The following is a 16,360-nucleotide window of genomic DNA, read 5'->3' on the forward strand; positions in this document are numbered from 1 at the left end:
AGCGTCGCTTTTTCGCATTCATCGCAAGCGCATGGCGCTTGGCGCCGCCAATCGGGTCTCAATCGGGCAGCAGATGCTCGCCCGCGAACAGTTGCTGGACCGTCTCACGCTCGCGCGCGACGTGCACGCGCGTGCCGTCGACCATCACTTCAGCCGCGCGCGGACGCGTGTTGTAGTTCGAGCTCATCACGAAGCCATAGGCGCCGGCCGAGCGGATCGCGAGCACGTCGCCAGGCTCGATTGCGAGCGTGCGCTCGCGGCCCAGCCAGTCGCCGCTTTCGCACACGGGGCCGACGATGTCCCAGGTCTGCGCGGCGCCCGTGCGCGGCGTAACGGGCTCGATCGCGTGATAGGCCTCGTACATGGCCGGGCGCGCGAGGTCGTTCATCGCGGCGTCGACGATCGCGAAGTTCTTCTCCGCGCCGGGCTTCAGGAACTCGACGGTCGTGAGCAGGATGCCCGCGTTGCCAACGAGCGAGCGGCCCGGCTCGAAGAACACCTCGCGGGTCTTGCCCGTCTTCGCGCCATGCGCCTCGATGCGATCGAGCACGGTGCGCACGAATTCGCCGATATCGGGCGGCGTTTCGTCGTCGTAGCGGATGCCGAGGCCGCCGCCCACGTCGATGTGGTGAATGTGCACGCCGTCCGACTCGATCTGGTCGACGAGTTCGAGCAGCTTGTCGACGGCGTCGAGATACGGCGCGACTTCGGTGATCTGCGAGCCGATATGGCAATCGATGCCGACCACGTCCAGATGCGGCATGGCCGCCGCCGCGCGGTAGGTCGCGCGCGCCTCGTCGAAGGCGACGCCGAACTTGTTCGACTTCAGGCCCGTGGAGATGTACGGATGCGTTTTCGCGTCGACGTCGGGGTTCACGCGCAGCGAGACCGGCGCCTTCTTGCCCAGCTCGCCCGCGACGGCGTTCAGGCGGTCGAGCTCGGGAATCGACTCGACGTTGAAGCACTTCACGCCCGCTTCGAGCGCGAGGCGCATCTCGTCGGGGTGCTTGCCCACGCCCGAGAACACGGTGTTCTGCGCCTTGCCGCCCGCGGCCAGCACGCGCGCGAGCTCGCCGCCCGAGACGATGTCGAAGCCCGCGCCCTCGCGCGCGAACACGTTGAGCACGGCGAGATTGCTGTTCGCCTTGACCGCGACGTGCACCGAGGCGCGGCGGCCCGCGCAGGCGTCCGCGTAGGCGTGCCATGCGGCGGTGAGCGCCGCGCGCGAGTAGACGTAGAGCGGGGTGCCGTACTGCGCGGCGAGATCGGCGGCGGACACGCCTTCGACGAAGAGCGTGCCGTTGTCGCTGTGAGGGGCGCGGTGAAAAGCGGGCTGGGTCATGCGGGCGTCTGGTTGAGTCGGTGCTTGGGTGCGGCTTTACTGAGCCGGGGCTGCGGCCGAAGCCGGTTGCGCGTCGCTGGCGGCCGCGGGCGCGGACTTGAGTTCTGCATCAGGGGACAACATGAGCGGTGTGCCCGAGGTGTCGGGAAGCTCGCCGGCCTGCACGCCCGATGCCGGTACGCCCGATGCCGGTATGCCCGATGCCGTTTCGGGCGTCGGCTGCACGGTGTCGCCGGGCTGCGTCTCGAAATTGGGCTTCTGCGGGAGCGGCGGCACGTTGGGCATGTAGAGCGGGCCCTTCTGGCCGCAGCCTGCCAACGAAAGCGTGGTGACGGCGCCGATCGCGAAAGCGGCTAGAATTGCGCGGGGCGTCGGTGCGCGCATCCTGAAATTGACACGCATAATTGTCCCTGAATGATTAACCGGTGGAGTTTAGCATGGCAGATAGTGACTACCTGAGCCGCGCGGAGGCCGTACTGACGGCGGTTGAGCGCGCCGTGGACGAGGCCGAAGCCGATATCGAACTCGAGCGTAGCGGCAACGTTCTGACGCTCGAATTCGAGAACCGCACGAAGATCATCGTGAATCTGCAGCCGCCGATGAAAGAGATCTGGATCGCGGCGAAAGCGGGCGGATTCCACTATCGCTATATCGATGACGAGTGGCGCGACACCCGCACGGGCACCGAATTCTTTTCGGCGCTCACCGCGTACGCGAGCGAGCAGGCCGGCGAGCCGGTCACGTTCGCGCCGTGATGCAGTAATGCCGCCGTGACGTGATAAAACGCGCAACGTAAAAATGGGCACCCTCGGGTGCCCATTTTTCATGGTGGCGCCTGAACGCGGCCGCGCTCAATGCCCGCGGAACAGGTTCATGATGTCTTCCTTTTCCTGCGCATTGACCTGCTCGGGCGCCGGAGCGGCCTGGCCGCCCGCACCCGAAGCGCCGCTCGCCTGGGCCTCCAGCGCGGCCTGGCTGATGCCCACCGTCGAAACGAAGCCGCGGCCCGGCGTGGCGTCGGCGTAATAGAGCTCGTCGCCGAGCGTGACGATGCCATCGGGCATCGGCATCTTGTACTCGGGCACGCCGTTGAGCGCCTTCTGCATGTATTCGATCCACACGGGCAGCGCGAGGCCGCCGCCGGTCTCCTTGTCGCCGAGGCTGCGCGGATTGTCGTAGCCGATCCACGCAATGGCCGCGAGCGTGTGCTGATAGCCCGCGAACCAGGCGTCGCGCGAGTCGTTGGTCGTGCCGGTCTTGCCGCCCAGGTCGGTGCGCTTCAGGACGTTCGATTTCGCGCCCGTGCCGCGCTGCGCGACGCTCTGCAGCAGGCTGTTCATGATGTACGCATTGCGCGGATCGATCGCGCGCGGCGCGTTCTGGGCCGCTACGAGCGGCTGCGCCTGCGCGACCACCATGCCGCGCTGATCGGTGACTTCGGCGATCAGATACGGATTCACGCGATAGCCGCCGTTCGCGAACACCGCATAGCCGCCCGCCATCTGCAGCGGCGTGACGAGGCCCGCGCCGAGCGCCATCGGCAGATAGGCCGGGTGACGGTCCGCGTCGAAGCCGAAGTGCGTGATGTATTGCTGCGCGTACTTCGTGCCTATGTGGTTGAGGATGCGGATCGACACGAGGTTCTTCGACTTCATGAGCGCGGTGCGCATGGTCATGGGGCCGTCGAAGCCGCCGCCGTAGTTCTTCGGCTCCCACGCCTGGCCGCCCGTCTCCGCGGCGCTGAAGAAGAGCGGCGCGTCGTTGATGATGGTGGCCGGCCCGAGCCCCTTGTCGAGCGAGGCCGAGTAGATGAACGGCTTGAAGCTCGAGCCCGGCTGGCGCCACGCCTGCGTGACGTGGTTGAACTTGTTCTTGTTGAAGTCGAAGCCGCCCACCAGCGCGCGGATCGCGCCGTCCTGCGGCACGATCGAGACGAACGCGCCTTCGATCTGCGGCAACTGCGTGATCGACCAGGCGCCGGCGTTATTGCGCGCGAGGCGGATGATCGCACCGGGCCGGATGCGCTGGCTCGGCTGCGCGCGCGCGGAGAGGTTGTATTGCGCGAAGCGCAGGCCGTCGCCGGTGACGGTGGCCGTGTTGCCGTCCATGAAGGTCGCCTGGACCTGCTTCGGGCTCGCCGAGGTGACCACGGCCGCGACCAGTTCGCCGTTGTCCGGGTGCTCGAGCAGGGCGTCGTCGATGGCCTGCTCGCGGTCGTCGGCGTCGTCGGGCAGGTCGATGAAGGCCTCGGGCCCGCGGTAGCCATGACGCCGCTCATAGTCCATCAAACCCTTGCGCAGCGCGCGATAGGCGACGTCCTGATCGGCCGAATCGATGGTCGTGACCACGTTCAGGCCGCGCGTGTACGCCTCCTCGTGATACTGCGCGTACATCATCTGGCGCACCATTTCCGCCACGTACTCGGCGTGCACGCTGAACTCCTTGCCCGCGCCCTTGACGACGAGCGGCTGCTGCGCGGCCTCGTCGTATTGCTGCTGGGTGATGTAGTGCAGTTCGAGCATGCGTTCGAGGATGTACTCCTGGCGCACCTTGGCGCGCTTCGGATTGACGACCGGGTTATACGCCGAGGGCGCCTTGGGCAGACCCGCGAGCATCGCGCATTCGGCGAGCGTGAGATCTTTCAGATCTTTGCCGAAGTAGACGCGCGCCGCGCTCGCAAAGCCGTAGGCGCGCTGCCCCAGATAGATCTGATTCATGTACACCTCGAGAATCTGATCCTTGGAGAGCTTCGACTCGATCTTGTAGGCGAGCAGCATCTCGTAGATCTTGCGCGTGTAGGTCTTCTCGCTCGACAGGAAGAAGTTGCGCGCCACCTGCATGGTGATCGTGCTCGCGCCCTGCGAGGCGTGGCCATTGGTGAGCGCGACGATGCCCGCGCGCGCGATGCCCGTGAGGTCGACGCCGCCGTGTTCGTAGAAGCGCGCGTCCTCGATCGCGAGGATCGCGTTCTTGAGGTTCTCGGGCACGTCCTGGAAATGGACGATGTCGCGCCGCTCCTCGCCGAATTCGCCGATCAGCACATGGTCGCGCGTGTAGATGCGCAGCGGCACCTTGGGGCGATAGTCGGTGAGCGCGTCGAGCGAGGGCAGGTTCGGCGTGGCGACGATGAGCGCATAGCCGAGCACGAGCGCCACACAGGCGGCGGCGCCCACGATCAACCCGAAAAAGCCGATGAGCAGCTTGAGCCACCAGGGCCGCTTGCGCTTTTGCGGCGCGCTCGGCGTGGGCGGCGGAACAGACGAGGGAGGCTGAGCTTCTTGCATACGGACACCGGAAAAACAGTCCCGCGATTATAGCCGCCCGCCCTGGTGTGCTTTCGGAATGCTTACGTCCGCTGCTTGGCGAAGCATGACGGGCATGACGGGGCGAGGAACGGTGCGGCGCTGCCGGCGGAACGGCGTGGACGCATAGAAGCACTCTAGTCGTGTCTCGAATGCGCGAGAAGGTCGCATGAGGGCATCGCATGCGCGAATTGGCCATCTGGCCGAGTGTGCGCCGCACGCGCCACTTCGCACAATTTCCCCCTGAACGCGTCACGAAGGGTTCGCGGCGCCAGGCATAACCATGCACAAGGGAGGAATGCGATGAGCTTGCTCAATCCGCTATTGTTGGGCGCCCGCCGCTTTGGCGCGGGCATCGACGTGGGCGCGCGCGGCGTCACGCTGGTGGTGGTGAGCCAGCGGCTCTTTGGCGGCGGCCCGCTGCGCATCGAATGGCTGGGGCGCGTGCCGCTCGCGCGCGAGGCGCTCTCGGGTGCCGAGATCGTCGATCGCCAGGCGCTGGTGGGCGCGTTGCAGGAAGTGTTCGGCGCGCTGCCGCCCGCTTGTGCGCAAGCCGCGCTGCGTTGCGCGATGGCGCTGCCGCCGGGCGCGACGCTGCTTGCTTCCCTGCCGCTCGCGCGGCTCGCGGCGCCTGCGGCATCTGCACGAAGGCCCGACATTTCGGGCTTCTACACCGATCTCGAACCGCTCGTGCTGGCCGAGGCGGAGCGCGTCTCCGGCGTCGAGCGCACCGATCTGGCCGTGGACTGGCGCGTCGGACCGCTTGCGCTCGAGTGCGGCGCGGCGTCCGTGCACGAGACGCGGGTCATGATCGCGGCCACCGCGCGCGCCCATCTGGAAGCGCGCATCGAATGTGCCGCGATGGCGGGCATTGCGCTGTGTGCCGTGGATGACGAAGCGCATGCGGCGCTGCGCGCGATGCGCCATGCCGCGGCGTTCGAGCTGCCGCCGCACGAGGCCTGGGTGGCGCTGTGGATCGGCGCGGAGGGCGTGCATGGCTGGTTCATCGCCGACGAGTCCGTCGCGCGGACCATGCGCTTTCCGGCGCTCGAGCACGTGGATCTCGTCGAGGCGCTGCGCGATCTGGCGGACGCCGAACAGACCGGCTGCGCGCTCGTGGCGGGCGATGTCGCGATGCTGCACGGCGTGCATTTCTCGCTCGCCGATATCGGCGACGTGCTGGGCTGTCCCGTGCTGCCATTCGAATGCGCGCCGCTCGCCGACGCTGACCGTCCGCTCGATGTCAATCTGCTGCACGACCCGTCGTGCGCCGTTGCATTCGGTCTCGCCATGCGCGGGGTGAGCGAATGAGCGCGCGGGCGGCCAGCAGCGGGTACGCGGCACCGGCAGGCGAGCGCAACGGGAAGGCCGCGCGGGGATCGGCAGTCGATGGACTCACAACCGGCGGCTTCAACCTGCTGCCCTGGCGGCAGGGCGCGATGCGGCGGCTGCGCAGGCGCCGCACAATCGAATGGCTGGCGGCGCTGATCGTGGGCGGCTTATGCGGGAGCGCCGTCGCCGGATGGCAACTGCTCGAGCGCACGCGTGCCGAGGCGGCTCGCGAGACGGTGGAGCAGGAGCTCACGCGTCTTGACGCGCCGCTGGCGCAGGCGCGCAAGCTCGCGCACGAAGCTGGCGAGCGCAGCGCCGCGCGCGCCGAGGCGCAGCAACGGGCAAAGCCGCTCACCCAGGTTTTCACGCTCGTCGAGGCGTTGTCGCGGACGCGCACCGAGGGCGTGGTCCTCGATCAGCTTGCGCAGCGGGCCGAAGAAACCGAGCTGCAGGCGAGCGCGTCCGACGAAGCCGCGGCCGCCGCGTGGCTCGCGCGCCTGCATGCGCTCCCGGGAATCGAGGCGGTCAACGTGCGCGAACTGAAGCGTGCGCAGGAGGGCGCGCTTGCGCGTGAGCGCGCGCCGCATGGCGCGCCGATCCGCGTGGCGGTGCGCCTCGCCTGGAAGGGCGCGGCGGCAAACGCAGCCGGCGCAATGCGCAGCGTGGGCGCGAAGGGGGCGAAATGAATGCTGCGTTTGGAGTACGCGCGCGCTCTGCTGGCCGCTCACACGCGGATGGCAGTGCGCTTGGGTTCTTGCACGGATGGCTGCCGTTGCACACGTGGAGCGGCCGGCGGCGTGCCGCTGTTGCCGCGGCGCTGGGCTTGCTCGCCGCGGGACTGATGGGCGGCGCTTGCGTGCTCATGGACCTGGGCGGCGGGCAGGAGGCGCAATCCGCGCTGGCCGATGCCGAGGCGCGGCTCGCAGGCGCACGGCAAACGCTGGCGCGTCTGCCGGCCCTGCAACGCGACGCGCAGGACTGGCCGCAGCGCATGCGCAACGGCAGTGCCGCCGATGACATCCGCAGCGTTTCGCAGCTTGCCGCGCAGGCCGGGCTCGTGCTGATCGCGCTGGAGCCGGCGGCGTCGGGCGGCGCCCGGGCGCAGGCGTACCGTGCAACGAAGCTGGTGGCGCTGGGCAACTTCGGACAACTACGCGCTTTCCTCGAAGGACTCGCGGCGCTGCCCGAGCTTGCCGTGCCCGCGGAACTCACGGTCCGGCGCAGCGGCGGCGGCCTTGCGGTCTCGGCCATGTTGCAGGTGTTCGACGGACTGCCTGCCGTCGCCGCTGTCTCCTTTGCGCGCAGTGACGAAGAAGGCGGCGCGCTAGCGGATCCGTTCGCGAGCCGGTTTGCCGGCGCGCAGGGTGCCGCGGGAACGCAGGGCGGCACGGCGATGCGGCTCGCCGGCGTGCTGATGGAGCGTGGGCGCGCCGTTGCCCTCGTCGAAACCGCCGAAGGCACGATGGCCGTGCAGACCGGCGCCACGCTGGCGGGTGCGCACGTGTCGAGCGTGGATGCCGCGCGCGTCGTGCTCTCGCTCGATGGCGCGACGCATACCCTGAAGTGGGCGGAGGACGCCAAATGAAATTCGGGCAATCGGCGCGCTTTGACGCGTGCTTGCCGTGGCGTCTGCGTCGAGCTTCGGCGCCAGCGCGCCGCACGATTCGCGTGCTCAATTGCGTACTCGTATCGATCGCGCAGGCCGTGCCGGTCGCGCTGGTGGCGGTCGTCGCGTCGATCGCCACCAGCGTGCAAGGCGCTGTGCCGCCGTCGCTGCCGGCATGGCGCCAGGCTGCCGCGCCGGTTGCGCGCTACGAAGTACCGCCGCTGCCGTCGAATGGAACAGGCGCGGAAGCCGATGCCCCGACAGGCTGGGTCGCGAATCCGTTCCTGGCCGAAAACGGCGCAGGGGCGGGTTCGCCACCCGGCGCCGCCGAGGAGGAGAGCGCCGATCCAGCGGCGTCGCGCGAGACGTCCGCTCCCACTTCAGTCGCCCCCGCGCCCGCACCCGAAGCCTCCCCGCCGCTCGAAGGTCCGCCCGTGCCGATGCGCGCGCCGGCGCGCCTGAGCGACGCCAGGTCTGACGACGACGGCCTGCCGCCCGATCGCCCGATCTCGCTCAACTTCCAGCGCGCGGAGCTCACGGCCGTACTGCACGCGTTCGCGCAGTTCACGAAGCTCAACATCGTCGCGAGCGAGCGCGTGCGCGGCCAGGTCACGCTGCGCCTCGACCGCGTGCCGTGGCGCGCGGCATTCGACCTGCTGCTCGCGTCCAACGGCCTCGCCATGGAGCGCACGGGCCGTGTGCTCTGGGTCGCGCCCGCAGCGGACCTTGCGGCGCGCGAGCGCCAACGGTTCGAAGCGCATGCGCGCGCCGCCGAGCTGGAGCCGCTCGCGAGCCGCGCGTTCGAGCTCCAGTACGCGCGCGCCGAAGACCTGCGCCGGCTCCTCACCGGCTCCGGCACGCAGCGCGCGCTCTCGAAGCGCGGCGCCGCCGTGGCCGATGCGCGCACGAATCTGCTGTTCGTGACCGATTTGCCCGCGCGCATCGAGCAGATCGCCGAGCTCATCCGGCGGCTCGACGCGCCCGCGCGCCAGGTGCTGATCGAGGCGCGCATCGTCGAAGGGGACGAAGGCCTGTCGCGTGAACTGGGCGTGCGGCTCGGGCTCTATCCGACCGACCCCGATGGCGTGCCGCGCGGGCTGCACGGCAACGCGGCCGGTACCGTCTACGATTTGCCCGCGGGGCCGCTTTCCGGCTTCGACGCCGCGCAGCTCGGCCTCACGCTGCTGGCCGCGGGCGCGACGCGCCTGCTCGACGTCGAGCTGAGCGCGCTGGAAGCCGAGGGGCGTGGGCGGGTGGTGTCGAGTCCGCGCGTCGTGACCGCCGACCGCACCAAGGCCGTCGTCGAGCAGGGCACCGAGCTGCCCTATCAGGCCAAGGTCGGGCAGGGCGTCTCGGGCGTGCAATTTCGCCGCGCCACGCTGAAACTGGAAGTCGAACCGCAGATCACGCCCGACGGCCGCGTGATCCTCGACCTCGACGTGGCCAAGGACAGCGTCGGCGAGCAGACCGCGGCAGGGCCGGCGATCCACACCAAGCACGTGCAGACGCGCGTGGAGATCGAGGACGGCGGCACGGTCTCGATCGGGGGCATCGACGCGACCGACGACCGGGACGATGTGACGCGGGTCCCGCTCCTGGGCAAAATACCTTTTTTGGGTGCGCTTTTTTCGCATCGCGCGCACCGCGACCGACGCAGCGAACTGGTGGTGTTCATCACGCCGCGCGTGGTCAGCGGGGATTGAATGGCGGGCGCGGGCGTAAGATATGGGGTTTGGCCGCAATATTAATGCAGCGCCGCGGGGGCTCCTTAAAAGGGCCCGACCATGGGCGCCGCAGGCTCGACAACGCCGCCGCTTTGCCAGTAAGCTGCGGCACCAACCTTTCGTAGGAAACGCTGCAAGTGCGGGACGCAAACGCCAATGTATTTTTCGTAGGGCTCATGGGCGCCGGCAAGACGACCGTGGGCCGGGCGGTCGCGCGCCGGCTTGAGCGTCCGTTTTTCGACTCCGATCACGAGATCGAAGCGCGCACGGGCGCGCGCATTCCGGTGATCTTCGAACTGGAAGGCGAGACGGGCTTTCGCGAGCGCGAGGCGCACATGATCGACGAGCTCAGCGCGCGCGACGGCATCGTGCTCGCGACGGGAGGCGGCGCCGTGCTGCGGCCCGAGAACCGCGCGGCGCTCAAGGAGCGCGGCTTCGTCGTCTATCTGCGCGCGCATCCGCACGACCTCTGGCTGCGCACGCGCCGCGACAAGAACCGGCCGCTCCTGCAGACCGAAGACCCCAAGGGGCGTCTCGAAGCGCTCTATGAGCAGCGCGACCCGCTCTATCGCGAGGTCGCCGACTTCGTGATAGAGACCGGCCGGCCGTCGGTGAACGGCCTCGTCAACATGGTGTTGATGCAGCTCGACATGGCCGGCGTCGCCCGAACCCCGGCGCGCGAGTAGGGCACTCCTCTACGCGCCACCCATTCTGAACGAAAGCCTCGCATGATTACCGTCAACGTCGAACTGGGCGACCGCGCCTATCCCATCCACATCGGCACCGACCTGATCGGCCAGACGGCGCTGTTTGCGCCGCATATCGCCGGCAAGTCGGTGACCATCGTCACCAATACCGTCGTCGAGCCGCTTTACGGCGAGAAGCTGCGCGCCGCGCTCGCGCCGCTCGGCAAGGACGTGCACACGGTTGTGCTGCCCGACGGCGAGGCGTTCAAGAACTGGGAAACGCTCAATCAGATCTTCGACGCGCTGCTCACCGCGCGCGCCGATCGCAAGACCACGCTGATCGCGCTGGGCGGCGGCGTGACCGGCGACATGACGGGCTTCGCGGCCGCCTGCTACATGCGCGGCGTGCCGTTCATCCAGGTGCCCACGACGCTGCTCTCGCAGGTCGATTCGTCGGTGGGCGGCAAGACGGGCATCAACCATCCGCTCGGCAAGAACATGATCGGCGCGTTCTATCAGCCGCAAGCGGTGATCGCCGATATCGGCGCGCTTTCCACGCTGCCCGCGCGCGAGCTGGCGGCAGGCGTGGCCGAAGTCATCAAGACGGGCGCGATCGCCGACGCCGAATTCTTTGAGTGGATCGAGGCCAATGTCGAGGCGCTCAACCGCTGCGAGCCCGAGGCGCTCGCGCATGCGGTGAAGCGCTCGTGCGAAATCAAGGCATCGGTGGTGGCCGCCGACGAGCGCGAAGGCGGTCTGCGCGCGATCCTCAACTTCGGCCACACGTTCGGTCATGCGATTGAAGCGGGCCTCGGCTATGGTGAGTGGCTGCACGGCGAGGCCGTGGGCTGCGGCATGGTGATGGCGGCCGATCTCTCGGTGCGCGTCGGCAAGCTCGACGAAGCGTCGCGGGAGCGGCTCGTGCGCGTGGTGAAGGCGGCGAATCTGCCCGTCGAGGCACCTGCGCTGGGTGCCGGACGTTACGTCGAGCTCATGCAGGTCGACAAGAAAGCCGAAGGCGGGGCGATCAAGTTCATCCTGCTCGAGCGCTTCGGCCAGACGCATATCGGCCGTGCGCCCGATGAAGCGGTGCAGGCGACGCTCGCCGCTACAGTGAAGGGCTGAACACGAGCACGGCCCGCACCCGCGAGGTCACTCGCTCCTAATTTCGATCCTTGCGGAGGAACCGTTGAGCGACACCCGCAGCGACATTCGAGGCGTCTCCCCAGTCCGTAGCGCTGGCAAGCGCGAAGACAACCACGCAGGCAGCGGCGCGGCGCCGAAAGCAGGCGCCGAAGCTGCCGGCTCCGCAGCCGCTCACACCGGCGCGCGAAGCGACAAGAAACCTGGCCACGAGACAGACGCGCAAGCTGGCGTCCACGCGCCGCGTGCGAGCACCTTGCTGGCCGAACTCGAAGCAGGACTCGCGCCTTACGCGGCGCATTCCTCGCAATCGCGCGGGCGCCGTTTTGCCGAGCCGCCGCCCGCCGCGCGCAGCGAATTTCAGCGCGACCGCGACCGCATCGTCCATTCCACGGCCTTCCGGCGCCTCGAATACAAGACTCAGGTGTTCGTGAACCACGAAGGCGATCTGTTTCGCACGCGGCTCACGCACAGCCTCGAAGTCGCGCAGATCGCGCGCTCGGTCGCCCGCAACCTGCGCGTGAACGAGGATCTCGTCGAGGCCATCTCGCTCGCGCACGACCTCGGCCATACGCCGTTCGGCCATGCAGGCCAGGACGCGCTCAACGAATGCATGCGCGAGCACGGCGGCTTCGAGCACAACCTTCAGAGTCTCGCCGTCGTCGACGAGCTTGAGGAGCACTACGGCGCGTTCGACGGCCTGAATCTCTGCTTCGAGACGCGCGAAGGCATCCTCAAGCACTGCTCGCGCGAGCACGCGCGGCATCTGGGCGAACTGGGCGAGCGTTTCCTGCTCGGGCGTCAGCCTTCGCTCGAGGCGCAGATCGCCAACATCGCCGACGAAATCGCCTACAACAACCACGACGTGGACGACGGGCTGCGCTCGGGTCTGCTCATCATCGGGCAGCTCGCCGAGGTCGAACTCTGGCAGACGCATTACGAAGCCGCGCGCGCCGAGTATCCGCGCATAGAAGGCGAAGGGCGGCGCCTCGTGCACGAGACCGTGCGGCGCATCATCAATACGCTGATCGTCGACCTGATCGAGGAGACGAGCCGCAATCTGGCCAAATACGCGCCGCAATCGCTCGACGACGTGCGCGCCGCGCCGCCCATCGTCGCGCACAGCGAGGGCGTTGCGGCGCAGGCGGCCGCGCTCAAGCGGTTCCTGTACCGCAACCTGTACCGGCATTACCGCGTGATGCGCATGGCGAACAAGGCGCGGCGCGTCGTGAAGGGGCTGTTCGAGGCGTTTTCCGACGATCCGCGCCTGCTGCCGCCTGCTTATCAGACGCATGACGAAGCGTCCCAGCCGCGCCAGATCGCGCACTACATCGCGGGCATGACCGACCGTTACGCGCTCAAGGAGTACCGGCGCCTGTTCGTGGTTTCCGACGACGTTTGAGCCGAGGTCGCTGCGTCTGAGCCGGCGAACCCTCTTGTCTGGAGTCCAAACGATGAAAAACTGGCCGTATCCGCGCGTTGCCGCGCACCGTGGCGGCGGCACGCTCGCGCCCGAGAACACGCTGGCGGGCCTGTGTGTCGGCGCCGGCTTCGGACACACGATGGTGGAGTTCGACGCCAAGCTTTCGGCCGACAGCATCGCGTTCCTGCTGCACGACGACACCGTCGAGCGCACCTCGAACGGGCGTGGCGCGGCGGCGCAGCTGCGCTATGCGCAGATCGCGACATTCGATGCGGGTAGCTGGTGCGATCCGCGCTTTGAAGACGAGCACATGCCGACGCTCGCCGAGGCCGCGCAATGCTGCCGTGAGGAAGGGCTGGCGGCGAACGTGGAGATCAAGCCGTGCCCAGGGCGGGACGCGGAGACGGGGCGCATCGTTGGCACGGAGACGGCGCGGCTGTGGCGGGGCAACCTGCCTCCGCCGCTGCTTTCCTCGTTCTCGTTCGAGGCGCTCGCGGCGGCGCGCGAGGCCGCGCCCGACCTGCCGCGCGGCCTGCTGTTCGAGCGTGTGCCCGACGACTGGTGTGAGCAGACAACCGCCCTCGGCTGCGTTTCGCTGCATGCGAGCCACCGGCATCTGGACGAGGCGCTCGTTCGCAGCATCAAGGACGCCGGCCTTTTCGTTCTCGCCTATACGGTGAACGAACTCGAACGCGCGCGTCTGCTCGTGAGCTGGGGCGTGGACACCGTCTGCACCGACCGCATCGACCTGATCGGGCCGCACGCGCTCGACGGGTAGCGCGGCGTGCGGCCCGCTTCAGTGTCTTCTCGTGAACTGGCTCGAGAGAGGACCCACCAGCCCATCCGCCATTCGTCCTGACCAGCGAGCGGGCTTGCGGCGCGGGCCTTAACGCAGGCGCGAAAGCAGCGCGCCCGTGACCAGCGCGACGCCGCCAACGATCGCGATCGCTTGCCACGGATTGGCGTGCACGTAGTCGTCGGCTTGGGTCATGGCTGCGTCGGCGCGCTCGCGCGTGGCTGCGCGCGCGACTTCGAGGCGTTCGCGCGCGGAGTCGAGGCGCTTGCGGATATCGGCGCGTAGCACCGCGGCGTCGGCTTGCGTGCCTTCGCCCAGCGTGGTTTCCAGTTCGGCGAGCAGGTCCCGCAGTTCGTCGGCGATGTCGGACGCTGCGCTGCGGCCGCGGCGCGCAATGCGCCGCGCGTGGCGGCCCGTGCGCGTCCAGGATTCTCCGATGGCGTCTCGCGTATTCGGAAATGCGCTCATGAATGGCTCCGTCATTGAAATCACAGGGTAAAGGGCTCGCCGCGTCCGCACAAAAAAGCGGGGCGAACGAGGACAGGAAGTCGAGTATTGCGCATTTTCGATGCCCGGCGCGCCAGGATGCGCAGGCGAAATCTTGCACAGACCCGCCCGGCCGGGCCCATTCGGCGAGGGTTTGCGGCCGGCGAGCGGCGTTTGAGCACCGTTTCGACGCGCCTTGTTTGCGACAAATGATTACGGGGACAGCACGGTTTTTCCGAGAGGCATAGAATCAAGAAAAGCCGATCGCAATGTCAGGAACCGTGGCTGTGGAAGTCAGGGAAGGTAGGGGCGGAGCAGAGATGCGGCTCTCCGTCGGGCGCCGCGAGGGCGGGACGGAGAGCAGGCCGAGGAAGGCTGAGGCGGATTCTGCGAAGCGCGGCGGCGCTCAGAAGTTGTAGCCGACCTTCAGGTAGGTGACGAGTGGGTTCAGATGGATCTTGGCCTCCGAGCGCCGCTCCGTGCCCAACTGGTTGTTGACCGTCGTATCGAACGAAGCGATCACGCTGATCGGGATGTACGAAAGCGAAAAGCCGGCGAACCAGTGCTTCGTGAAGTTGTAGTTGAAACCCACATTAAATACGGGCGCCCAGGAACGATCCGTTGAAGTGCTGGTCGGACCCCCAAGTACACCTTGCTCGAATGCCGTGTTCGTGATGTGCGCATCCGAGAACCAGGCATAGGTGAAACCGATACCGGCGTAGGGACGGAATTTTGCTTCAGGCTTGTTGAAGTAGTACTTGAGCAACAGTGCCGGGCTCCACAGGCGCGCTTCGCCAACCTTGCCGAACTGGCTGAAGCTGCCGCCGCCGGAGAGATCGAACTTCGGCGGGATGCCCAGTTCGGCTTCGGTTGCGATGTGGTCGGTAATGAAGTAACCGATGGAGAGACCCAGGGTGTCGGCAGAGTCGACACTGGCGCCCGTGTTCGGAATGCTCATGTTGACGGGCGTGCCGCCTGCGCTATCGATCTTCAGCGGGTCGCTGCTGTCCTGAGGCATGAAACGGAACCACCCCGTTGTCACGTAGAAGGTGTTGGCCGATTGCGCGTAAGCCCCCGACATGCAGGCGAGCGCGGCGGTAGCTGCCAGCGCCTGTTTTAATTTCATATATGTGCTCCTCCATTAAAGGCCCGCTCATTATGAACACAACGTTTGCAACAAACCATACAAGACCGCTAGAGCTTTTTCCCTAAGCGCCGCGAGCGTTCCGCCCGAGTCGCAAAGCCCGCGAGAACGAGCGCTGGCGCGGCCTGGCGGGCATGCGGGTATTTACTAACGTACCAGGAAAATCGAGCATGGCACGGCTTGCACGTCTTTATGTTCCCGACCAGCCGCAGCATGTGATTCTGCGCGGACTGGACCAGCAGCCCGCTTTCGTCGACGACCAGGATTACGAACTGTTCATCGACTGCCTGAAGGCGGCGGCGCGCGATCATCATCTGGCGGTTCATGCCTGGGTCTTGATGCCCGGTGCGGTGCAACTGCTCGTCACGCCCTCTGACGAATCGAGCCTTCCCAAGGCGATGCAGGCGGTCGGCAGACGCTACGTGGCGCATTTCAACCGTCGCTACGCGCGGCGCGGCACGCTCTGGGAGGGGCGTTATCGCGCCACGGTCATCGAGGGCGAGCGTTTCTTCCTGCTAGCGAGCCGCGTCGTCGAGCTTGCGCCGGTGCGCAATCATCTCGTGACGGCGGCCGAAGACTATCGATGGTCGAGCTACCGGCATCACATCGGTCTCACCGTCGACAGCCTCATTACCGATCACCCGCTTTACTGGGCGCTCGGCAACACGCCGTTCGAGCGCCAGCGCGCCTATCGCGAGCTCTGCGAGCAGCCGTTCGACGAGCGCGAGACCACGCAGCTCATGCAGGCCACGCTCAAGGGCTGGGTGCTCGGCAGCGACACCTATCGCGAATGGGCTTCGCGCACGGCGAACCGGCGCGTCTCGCCGCTGCCGCGCGGACGGCCGCGCAAGGTGCGCGAAGCGCCCCAGGCGGCTGGAGCGCCGGGAGCCGGCGCGCTCGGCGCCGCGGCGACCGCTGCTGCGAGCGGCAGCGCGGCTGCGCCGCAGAGTGCATCTCATGCCGGCAATCAATCGAGCCCCAATTCTTCGCCTCCAGCCGGCGCGCAGTCGGATGCGCATTCGGGAAGCCATGCCGGCACCCATTCGGGAAGTGGTTCCGGCGCAACGCCAGGGACAAATACGGGTGGCGGCGGGGGGCATTCGTCGGGTTCGGCGTCGTCCGGTTCTGGCAGTGGGGCCAGTTCATCGCCGGTTCACCATGAGCACAAGCCCGGCACCGGCACGCATTAATCGGCTTTCAGATCAAGGGCTTAGGTGATAAAACGGCATCTGCAGATGCCGTTTTATTTTGCCCTTTTTTGGTGCGGCCCCAATAAAATAAGTGTGCGATGCACCATGATGGTAATTAGGGTTCTATCATATGAATTTATTTGCATGTGCTTGATTCGTCGCGTATATTCGCCTTTCGGCTCTCCT

At 67.5% G+C, this 16,360-nt stretch carries 14 protein-coding genes and 1 pseudogene; 10 read left to right on the forward strand and 5 right to left on the reverse strand.

Annotation, left to right across the window (positions count from 1 at the left end; genetic code table 11):
* Nucleotides 1-58: 58 nt before the first annotated feature.
* Together lysA and lptM are read right to left on the reverse strand one after the other, a co-directional pair.
* Nucleotides 59-1,342, reverse strand: a complete 1,284-nt coding sequence (lysA, locus tag U5775_RS16315; protein WP_322059129.1) for a diaminopimelate decarboxylase — start codon at nucleotides 1,340-1,342, stop codon at nucleotides 59-61.
* A gap of 36 nt (nucleotides 1,343-1,378) precedes the next feature.
* Nucleotides 1,379-1,726, reverse strand: coding sequence for an LPS translocon maturation chaperone LptM (gene lptM / locus U5775_RS16320; RefSeq protein ID WP_322059130.1), 348 nt, complete (start codon nucleotides 1,724-1,726; stop codon nucleotides 1,379-1,381).
* Nucleotides 1,727-1,779: 53 nt separating this feature from the next.
* Between lptM and cyaY the strand changes: the two genes are divergently transcribed.
* Nucleotides 1,780-2,097, forward strand: coding sequence for an iron donor protein CyaY (gene cyaY, locus U5775_RS16325; protein ID WP_322059131.1), 318 nt, complete (start codon nucleotides 1,780-1,782; stop codon nucleotides 2,095-2,097).
* 96 nt (nucleotides 2,098-2,193) lie between these two features.
* Here cyaY and U5775_RS16330 read toward each other — a convergent pair whose 3' ends face one another.
* The gene (locus tag U5775_RS16330) at nucleotides 2,194-4,626 is read right to left on the reverse strand and encodes a penicillin-binding protein 1A (RefSeq protein ID WP_322059132.1); all 2,433 of its coding nucleotides are present in this window, start codon (nucleotides 4,624-4,626) and stop codon (nucleotides 2,194-2,196) included.
* A 321-nt stretch (nucleotides 4,627-4,947) separates the two neighbouring features.
* Here U5775_RS16330 and pilM point away from each other — a divergent pair, with 321 nt between their 5' ends.
* The 8 genes from pilM to ugpQ all read left to right on the forward strand — a co-directional run bounded on the left by pilM (nucleotide 4,948) and on the right by ugpQ (nucleotide 13,336).
* Nucleotides 4,948-5,955 (forward strand): pilus assembly protein PilM, encoded by a 1,008-nt coding sequence (pilM, locus tag U5775_RS16335; protein WP_322059133.1) that lies wholly within the window; start codon nucleotides 4,948-4,950, stop codon nucleotides 5,953-5,955.
* Nucleotides 5,952-6,662 (forward strand): PilN domain-containing protein, encoded by a 711-nt coding sequence (locus U5775_RS16340; protein ID WP_322059134.1) that lies wholly within the window; start codon nucleotides 5,952-5,954, stop codon nucleotides 6,660-6,662. The genes pilM and U5775_RS16340 overlap by 4 nt, the downstream gene beginning before the upstream one ends.
* An 86-nt stretch (nucleotides 6,663-6,748) precedes the next feature.
* A complete protein-coding gene (locus U5775_RS16345) occupies nucleotides 6,749-7,561 on the forward strand; it encodes a hypothetical protein (protein WP_322059135.1) in 813 nt (270 codons plus the stop codon).
* Entirely contained in the window at nucleotides 7,558-9,285 is a 1,728-nt protein-coding gene (locus tag U5775_RS16350) for a type IV pilus secretin PilQ (RefSeq protein WP_322059136.1), read from the forward strand. Before U5775_RS16345 ends, U5775_RS16350 begins: the two co-directional genes overlap by 4 nt.
* A gap of 152 nt (nucleotides 9,286-9,437) precedes the next feature.
* Complete coding sequence (locus tag U5775_RS16355; protein WP_322059236.1) at nucleotides 9,438-9,992, forward strand: shikimate kinase; 555 nt, start codon at nucleotides 9,438-9,440, stop codon at nucleotides 9,990-9,992.
* Between the two features lie 42 nt (nucleotides 9,993-10,034).
* Entirely contained in the window at nucleotides 10,035-11,117 is a 1,083-nt protein-coding gene (gene aroB / locus U5775_RS16360) for a 3-dehydroquinate synthase (RefSeq protein WP_322059137.1), read from the forward strand.
* A 274-nt stretch (nucleotides 11,118-11,391) separates the two neighbouring features.
* Nucleotides 11,392-12,537: a deoxyguanosinetriphosphate triphosphohydrolase gene (locus U5775_RS16365; RefSeq protein ID WP_415913592.1), complete on the forward strand. Its 1,146-nt coding sequence runs from the start codon at nucleotides 11,392-11,394 to the stop codon at nucleotides 12,535-12,537.
* A 52-nt stretch (nucleotides 12,538-12,589) separates the two neighbouring features.
* Nucleotides 12,590-13,336, forward strand: coding sequence for a glycerophosphodiester phosphodiesterase (ugpQ, locus tag U5775_RS16370; protein WP_322059138.1), 747 nt, complete (start codon nucleotides 12,590-12,592; stop codon nucleotides 13,334-13,336).
* Nucleotides 13,337-13,444: 108 nt separating this feature from the next.
* Here the strand turns inward: ugpQ and U5775_RS16375 are convergent, their stop codons facing one another.
* Nucleotides 13,445-13,822, reverse strand: coding sequence for a glycine zipper domain-containing protein (locus tag U5775_RS16375; RefSeq protein ID WP_322059139.1), 378 nt, complete (start codon nucleotides 13,820-13,822; stop codon nucleotides 13,445-13,447).
* 424 nt (nucleotides 13,823-14,246) lie between these two features.
* Nucleotides 14,247-14,966 carry an OmpW/AlkL family protein gene (locus U5775_RS16380; protein WP_322059140.1) on the reverse strand — a complete coding sequence of 240 codons (720 nt, stop codon included), beginning with the start codon at nucleotides 14,964-14,966 and terminating at the stop codon, nucleotides 14,247-14,249.
* Between the two features lie 188 nt (nucleotides 14,967-15,154).
* Between U5775_RS16380 and U5775_RS16385 the strand changes: the two are divergent.
* Nucleotides 15,155-15,844, forward strand: a pseudogene (locus tag U5775_RS16385) (transposase); the annotation flags it as partial.
* Nucleotides 15,845-16,360 lie beyond the last annotated feature (516 nt).

It is taken from the genome of Paraburkholderia sp. J63 (assembly GCF_905220245.1).
GTDB lineage: Bacteria > Pseudomonadota > Gammaproteobacteria > Burkholderiales > Burkholderiaceae > Paraburkholderia.